Consider the following 6,672-nt stretch of genomic DNA (forward strand, 5'->3'; position numbering starts at 1 on the left):
TCCCCAGTCCCCAATCCCCAGTCCCCAGTCCCCAATCCCCAGTCCCCAGTCCCCAGTCCCCAGTCCCCAGTCCCCCATTACACTGCCTTCTTGCCGACTATGCGTAAGAATAGCTTCTCCAATTCAACCCACACAAACATCAACGCACTGAAGCCGATACAAATGGATAATTCTGTAGGATTGAGCCAGTGAGTACCAAAGAAATTTCGCAGGGGTGGGACGTAAATTAGCATCAACTGCAAAATCGTAGTGACGACAACAGCCGCTAAAACATAGGGATTTGAGAAGGGGTTCACTTCAATGGTCAATCGGTTGTTAGAGCGAATGGCAATGGCGTGTCCCATTTGGGCAATACACAATGTAGTAAATACCATTGTTTTCCAAGCGTTGGGATCGCCTTCATACCCCGCTGCATGGGTATGTCTATAAGCCCACCACATTAAAGCAATGCTGATAATAGCAAAGATAATCCCTATCCGCACCATATAAGAACCCAAACCCCTAGCGAATATACTTTCACGGGGGCTAAAAGGTGGACGTTTCATCACGTCGGGTTCTGGAGGTTCCACTGCTAATGCCAAAGCTGGTAAACCGTCTGTCACTAGGTTCATCCACAGAATTTGTAAGGGGGTAAGGGGTACGCCTCCTAAGCCTATTAAAGGTGCCGCAGCAATTGTGAGAACTTCGCCAATGTTACTGCCCAAGATGTATTTGATGAAACGGCGGATGTTGGTGTAAACGACTCTGCCTTCTTTGGTGGCGGCAACAATGGTGGCAAAGTTGTCATCTAGTAGCACCATGTCACTAGCTTCTTTGCTGACGTCTGTGCCAGTGATACCCATGGCAATACCAATATCAGCTTGTTTGATGGCTGGGGCATCATTAACACCATCGCCTGTCATCGCTACAAATCTACCCCGGCGTTGTAGTGCCTGGACAATTCGCAGTTTGTGTTCTGGGGCAACACGGGCGTAAATGCTAACTAAATCAACATTTTGCTCTAGTTCTTGGTCACTAATCCGTTGCAATTCTTGACCTGTGAGAACGCGGTCGCCTTGTTGAGCAATTCCTAACTCGGTGGCGATCGCGCGTGCTGTTAATTGATGGTCGCCAGTGATCATAATTGGGCGAATGCCTGCTTCTCGACATTCTTGGACGGCTGCCTTCACTTCTGGGCGTGGTGCGTCTAACATGCCTACCAATCCCAACCATACCAAGCCTTGCTCTGATGTTTCATCTGAGCCTTCAGGGGGGATTTCGCCCAGAGGTTTATAAGCAAAACCTAGTACTCGTAGACCTTGACTGGCCATTTGGTCGTTTTCTGCCAAAATGCTTTGGCGTTGTTCATCGGTTATAAAATTTGCGTGATTACCCTGATAAATCTGAGTGCAACGTGCCAAGATTAACTCAGGGGAACCTTTGGTAAACATAATGTAAGGTTCAGATTGCACAAAGCCAGCGATCGCCGGATCAACCCCACCCAAAGATGCGTCACCAGTGGCTACTTCCTTGACTTGAGAAATCACACTCATCCGCTTGCGTTCTGAAGAAAAAGGAAACTCAGCAACGCGGGGTAATTTACTTTCCCATTGATCTTTTTCAATACCAGCTTTCCCTGCCAGTGTCATTAAAGCACCTTCTGTAGGGTCGCCCAAAATTGCCCATTCCCCTTTTTCTTTTTGTAATACTGAGTCATTACAAACAGTGCAGGCGACTAGCAAAGCCGGAATTTCTGGATATTCTTCTACAGAGACTTTTTGACTATCTAAGATAAAATCTCCCGTGGGAGTATAACCTTGTCCTGTAACGCGAAAAGTTTTGCTATTTGTATAAACTGCTTGCACCACCATTTTGTTCTGAGTTAAGGTGCCAGTTTTATCAGAACAAATTGTAGTCACAGAACCTAACGTTTCCACAGCTGGCAGTTTCCGAATCAAAGCTTTCTGGCGCACCATCCGTTGGGTTCCCAGTGCCAAAGTGACGGTGATGACAGCGGGTAAACCTTCTGGTACTACTGCTACAGCCATACTTAAGGAAACTTCCAAGAGTTCTTGGATGTTACTAAAACCTCTTGCCTGAATTACACCGCCAAGAACAACGATCGCTACCAAAATCAAGGAACCTGTTACTAGGACATTGCCTAGTTGCGTCATCCGTTGCTGCAAGGGGGTAGGTTCACTTTCTACCGCCTGCAACATCGCAGCAATTTTACCTAGTTCTGTTCGCATTCCGGTGTTTGTCACCAGAACCTTGCCGCGTCCTTGGACAACTTCAGTTCCTTGAAACACTAAATTGAGGCGATCTCCGAGATCTGTTTCCTCGGATAAATTTAGTTTTGCTTGTTTGTTAACAGCTTCAGCTTCACCCGTTAGCGCTGACTCACGTACTTGTAAATTAGCCTGTTCTATCAAGCGTCCATCCGCAGCTATTTGCACCCCAGCTTCCAGCAGCATGACATCCCCAGGCACTAATTCCTTGGCTTCGACATCCAATAATCTGCGATCGCGCAGGACTCGTACTAAAGGAGAGGAAAGTTTTTTGAGAGCTGCTAGGGCTTTTTCCGCTCGACTTTCTTGGACATAGCCCAGGATACCATTGAGGATGACAATCGCAAGGATGGCGATCGTGTCTTTAAATGGCACTTCACCAGGCTTTAGTTGGTCGTTTTGCAAAGCCATGAGATCTAAAAAGCCAGAAATGAGAGCTACACCAATCAGCATCAACAACATAATGTTTTTGAACTGATCTAGTAAAATCTCCCAAGCACCGCGACCTTCGTTTTCTTCAAGTTCATTGGGGCCGTATTTTTGTAATCTCTGTTGAACTTCTTGGGGTGTTAAGCCACTGTCTGCATTACTATCGAGCAGGTCTAGCGCTTGATTAACTTCTAAACTATGCCAAACAGCGGCACCTTCAGGCAGGGAATTAGCAGACATCGTGTAGGTTACGAGAAATGGTTACAGACTTTGATCATAATTTAGTGATGGCCGGAAAACCATCAACTAAAGTTACATTCAGCTTTTTGTAAACTGTATGAATCTAGATTATGCTTTTTAGCATTTGTAAATTTTTCCTCTTTCGAGATGTGTGTATTATCTCTGGCGAAGGAGTTTTTCGGAATACATTCTACAGATAATGAGGGAGTAGAAAGTTGGGAGTGGGGAATGGGGGAAGAGAGATTTTTATACATTAATTGTATAGTTTATTACATTAATTTTTGAGTTGAAGTCTCGTTACTAAGAACATTCCACAATTATTTACTTTTTACTCCCCACTATTTCGGTGAAGTATCGAAAAAATGATACATCCAAGTTTTCAAACATGGGTTGTTCGTTCCCCACTCCCTACTCCCTATTCTTTCGGGAATTTTAAATTGTTTCAGTGTGCTAAACCGTTAAATTGATATGCTTAATAAGAGTTTTGCACTCCCCAGTTTGACCGTTAGCCAGATGTTTGGGCAAAAGACAATTCGACCGCTTACGGCTGCTACCCTATGTGGCATTGCGTTTATCCAAGATAAGCTGATCGCTATTGATAGCATTAAGGGGCATCTACTAGAGATTGATCCTGATTCTGACAACAGCAAAATTCTCAATCCTCATCAAGCTAAGGAATTTACTGACGTAACTGGCTTAGCTGTGTGGGAGGATACCCTCTGGGTAACTCGTGATCATCATGTTTATTTGAGCAAGCTCAATTCTTGGGGTTTGGAACATTTTGTCACTTTGCCTTATCCGGCTGATGGTGTTGCTGTTTGGGAATCAACTATCTATGTAAGTTGCCAAAAACTAGGTTATATCCTGGTTTTCGACCGTGATACGCGCAAAGAAATTACCAGATTTTATGCTCCTGGGGTAGGAATAGAAAATTTGGCAGTCAACCAAGAGACTTTGTGGATTTGCGATCGCATAGAACAAACAGTTTACTCGATGGATCGGGCAACGGGAGAAGTGAATTTTAGCGTTCTCACGCCCTTTGAATCGCCTACAGGCATTGCAATTTATCAAAATGGCGATTCTGCTCCAGATAGTCTTTATGTTGCTTATGCTTTTGAGGAGCCTTATATCCGCGATAACCCAAATGCTGACCCAAATCACGAGTTAACTTATCGCGATCGCACTTTTATTCACCCGCTGCATTATCATTACGAATCAGATAAGCGTTACGCTCTTTCTAACGGCTATTTGATTGAAATGTCCTATGCAGAAGAAATTGCTCCTTTAGATGAAGTTTATCTACCAGATGTAGAGTGGCGAATCGCCCTTCCCTCAGAAACCGAGCGACAAAAGGTAAAACAAGTCGAACCGATTGGTCTGCCTTTTACTGAAGAAGTAGTAGATGGGCAACGTGTTGCAGTATTTAAATTTGATTCCCTTACCCCTGGCGAACGACACATATTTGGTTGGAAAGCACTTTTAGAAGTTCGAGGCATTAAGTATCGGTTGACACCTAGAGATGTAGAAGATATTCCCGAACTTTCACTAGAATTGCAAGCTCGTTACTTAGTCGATGATGACGATTTAGCAATGGATACTGTGATAGTTCGCCGTTCTGCTAGAGAAGCAATTGGTTCTGAAACAAACTTGTTGCGGAAAATGTATAGTATCCGCAATTATGTTTATGATGAGTTGTCTTATGGTATCAAACCATACATTGATACCCCAGATATAGTCTTAGAACGTGGTGTAGGTTCCTGTGGTGAATATGTCGGTGTTTTGCTCGCTTTGTGTCGTCTCAATGGTATTCCTTGTCGTACTGTAGGTAGATATAAGTGTCCTGCTCATGGCGAATTACAAGGTGTTCCTTTGCAACCTGATTTTAATCATGTGTGGCTAGAGTTTTACGTACCAAATTATGGTTGGTTGCCAATGGAATCAAATCCTGATGATGTCGGGAATAATGGGCCTTATCCTACGCGCTTTTTTATGGGTTTATGTTGGTATCACATTGAAATTGGTAAAGGTATCTCTTTTGAAACTCTCACAAGTCAAGGTGCAAGGTTGACTAAAGAAGATATTCCCATCGGTGATTTGGCAATTAATCATATTCAATTTAAGATTCTTAAAGAATTACCGCCTTTTTAAAGGGAATTGGGGATTGGGATTACGCCTAATGTGAATTAAAAATAAGAAATTGGGAAGTAGTTTCAATCCCTGATAGGGATTTTAGTTGATTAAAACGAGTTAGTTCGTACTGGCAAAGTAATTCAGCCTCTTGTTTCAATCCCTAATAGGGATTTTAGTTGATTAAAACTCTTCGCTTTGCCGCATAAATTTGCGAGTGTAGCTTCGGCGGTTTCAATCCCTAATAGGGATTTTAGTTGATTAAAACAATATTCCCCGCCTGCACAGGGGATAATCCCTTCACGTTTCAATCCCTAATAGGGATTTTAGTTGATTAAAACGTAATGGAAAAATGAGTAAAGTAAATGGTGTATGGTTTCAATCCCTAATAGGGATTTTAGTTGATTAAAACTCGTCTTAGAGTATTGTTATATATAATACTTGCGTTTCAATCCCTAATAGGGATTTTAGTTGATTAAAACAAACACCATCTACAAACACAGACTTATTATCAAATGTTTCAATCCCTAATAGGGATTTTAGTTGATTAAAACAAATTAAAGGTTTACTAGATGAATATATCAGTACATTGTTTCAATCCCTAATAGGGATTTTAGTTGATTAAAACTGCATCAGGGTTACCTTCTGAATTTGTTATAAATACGTTTCAATCCCTAATAGGGATTTTAGTTGATTAAAACTTAATTGCAGATTTTCTAGTGAACAAATCATCACTAGGTGTTTCAATCCCTAATAGGGATTTTAGTTGATTAAAACATCGCCAGGCGCTCAATTTCTTCACGCACTCCCTTGTTTCAATCCCTAATAGGGATTTTAGTTGATTAAAACTAGCATCGATTCGCGCGCCGGGCGGTATCGGTCTGGGTTTCAATCCCTAATAGGGATTTTAGTTGATTAAAACTTGGATCGCCTACTGCTAAAATACGACCTTCCTGTTTCAATCCCTAATAGGGATTTTAGTTGATTAAAACATATGTAGTAAGCTTTGTCTTCCTGCTTACCTGTTTCAATCCCTAATAGGGATTTTAGTTGATTAAAACGTCGATATGGTTCAACCATATTCCGACCATACACGGTTTCAATCCCTAATAGGGATTTTAGTTGATTAAAACCGCTGGGGTCTGTAAGGCTTGATATATTTGGTTTTCAAGGTTCAATAGTGGCAACCTGTAGCTAAGATACCTTTTCAGACGTTTGGTTGTCAAGATCGTAAGAATGATAAATGACCTCAAAAGCGATTCTGGTAAGGATTTGCGGGGTTGGTGTCAACCTCTAAACTCCTCCAAGAGGGTTCAAAGCTAGAGAGGATAGGCTTTTCAAGTACAAAATTTTGTTTTGTTTGAAAAACACCTACTGGTTGACCCAATAATGACTAATTTACATCAAACGTGTATTGGGGGTGTTGGTTACTTCTCCTCTGGTTACTGAGTAACTTGCTTTGAGCGAACTTGTACTGAACTTGTCCGGAACGGAGTCGTGCCCCCACACTTAAGCAAGCTACTAAGCTGTTCCATATATAACTTACATAATTAGAGCGGGCAAGATGCCCACCCCACAAGAGTTTTATTTAATTTGATTATGTAATTTA

The 6,672-nt window shown here is 42.0% G+C and carries 2 protein-coding genes and 1 CRISPR repeat array; of the genes, one reads left to right on the top strand and one right to left on the bottom strand.

The features are described from left to right. Positions 1-77: 77 nt before the first annotated feature. The gene (locus AC5JMF_RS28025; protein ID WP_495798985.1) at positions 78-2,936 is read right to left on the bottom strand and encodes a cation-translocating P-type ATPase; all 2,859 of its coding nucleotides are present in this window, start codon (positions 2,934-2,936) and stop codon (positions 78-80) included. Positions 2,937-3,404: 468 nt separating this feature from the next. Here AC5JMF_RS28025 and AC5JMF_RS28030 point away from each other — a divergent pair, with 468 nt between their 5' ends. Further along, positions 3,405-5,084, top strand: coding sequence for a transglutaminase domain-containing protein (locus AC5JMF_RS28030; protein WP_495798986.1), 1,680 nt, complete (start codon positions 3,405-3,407; stop codon positions 5,082-5,084). Between the two features lie 59 nt (positions 5,085-5,143). Further along, positions 5,144-6,196: a CRISPR direct-repeat array (repeat unit 37 nt; unit sequence GTTTCAATCCCTAATAGGGATTTTAGTTGATTAAAAC). The last annotated feature ends 476 nt before the right edge of the window (positions 6,197-6,672 follow it).

Source organism: Desmonostoc vinosum, assembly GCF_059505385.1.

Bases quoted from the DNA above. Each gene is read 5' to 3' on its own strand.
- AC5JMF_RS28025 (WP_495798985.1), bottom strand. From the start codon at position 2,936: ATGTCTGCTAATTCCCTGCCTGAAGGTGCCGCTGTTTGGCATAGTTTA.
- AC5JMF_RS28030 (WP_495798986.1), top strand. From the start codon at position 3,405: ATGCTTAATAAGAGTTTTGCACTCCCCAGTTTGACCGTTAGCCAGATG.